The following is a 1432-nucleotide window of genomic DNA, read 5'->3' on the forward strand; positions in this document are numbered from 1 at the left end:
CTAGTAGGACTCCGTTAGGTGTGTTTGCCTGTTGTGTCTCGTCGGGGGCACGGTGGGTGTATGGATATGCGGCAAGTGGAGGGCCTGCGGGCGGAGTTAGCCGGGTTCGTGGCGGATGTGTTCGCGTCGGTGCCCCGGCGGGACCAGCGGGCGAAGGGTGACTGCTACCTGCGGGGGCTGATGCTGGACGGGCGGCGCAAGTCCATCCAGCCGATGGCCGAGCGGCTGCCGGACGGCAACGAGCAGAACCTGCAGCAGTTCGTGAACCAGTCACCGTGGGATCCGCAGCCGGTGCAGCGGCGGATCGCCGAGCGCATGGTGCCGCTGATCAGCCCGGACGCCTTCGTGGTCGACGATGTGTCCTTTCCCAAGGACGGCCGGATGTCGGTCGCTGTCGCCCGTCAGTACTGCGGCGCTTTGGGCAAGCAGGCCAACTGCCAGGTCGCGGTCAGCGTGCACGCAGTCAGCGACACGGCCTCGGTCCCGTTGCGGTGGCGGTTGTTCCTGCCGAAGGAATGGGAGCAGGACAGCGAGCGGCGCGGAGCCTGCGGGGTGCCGGACGAGGTCGGGCACCGGGAGAAATGGCGCCTGGCACTGGACGCCCTGGACGAGGCGGCCGGGTGGGGCCTGACGCCGCCGGTGGTGGTTGCCGACGCCGGATACGGCCAGAGCCACCCCTTCCGCGTCGGGCTGCGCGAGCGCGGGCTGGACTACATCACCGCCGTGCGCGGGGACACCAGCGCCCACCCGGGCGATGCCGTGCCCAGCACGCCCGAGCGGGCAGGGCGCATCGGCGCACACCGCCTGCCCCGCTACCGGGAGGCAGCCCGCCCGGTGAAAGACCTGGTCATGGCAGCCGGACGCAGGTCGCTGCGGCGGTGCACCTGGCGGCAGGGCAGCCGCGGTGCGATGACCAGCCGGTTCCTCGTGATGGAGATCCGGCCGGCCGGTGTCGCGGCCCGGAAAGCGGCACGCGAACAGGCCGGGGGACGCGACGCCTGGGACGGCACCCTGCCGGCCGAGACCCTCCTCGCCGAATGGCCGCCCCACCAGGACGAGCCCACCGACTACTGGCTGACCAGCCTGCCCGCCGATACTGTCCTGCGCCGCCTGGTCCGACTGGCGAAGATCCGCTGGCGCATCGAACACGACTACCGCGAACTCAAGCACGGTCTGGGCCTGGACCACTTCGAGGGCCGCTCCTGGACCGGCTGGCACCACCACGCCACCCTCGTCACCGCCGCCCACGCCTTCCTCACCGAGCAGCGCCTGACCCCAAAAGCCGACACACCGGCCTGTCCCTCTACCAGATCCTCGACACAATCCAGGACCTGCTGAACTGCTGGACCGGCACCTGCACCACCTGCCACCGCCCCCTGCCCACACGCCGCACCAGACGGCACCCCGCACACACCTAACGGAGTCCTACTAG

At 70.5% G+C, this 1432-nt stretch carries 1 protein-coding gene; it reads left to right on the forward strand.

Annotation, left to right across the window (positions count from 1 at the left end):
* Positions 1–60 precede the first annotated feature (60 nt).
* Positions 61–1338 (forward strand): IS701 family transposase, encoded by a 1278-nt coding sequence (locus tag C1J00_RS43185; RefSeq protein WP_102914211.1) that lies wholly within the window; start codon positions 61–63, stop codon positions 1336–1338.
* The last annotated feature ends 94 nt before the right edge of the window (positions 1339–1432 follow it).

The sequence above is a fragment of the Streptomyces cahuitamycinicus genome (assembly GCF_002891435.1).
Taxonomy (GTDB): domain Bacteria; phylum Actinomycetota; class Actinomycetes; order Streptomycetales; family Streptomycetaceae; genus Streptomyces; species Streptomyces cahuitamycinicus.

What these genes read in the sequence shown, in the direction of transcription:
- C1J00_RS43185 (WP_102914211.1), top strand. Translation starts at nt 61, where the DNA reads ATGGATATGCGGCAAGTGGAGGGCCTGCGGGCGGAGTTAGCCGGGTTC.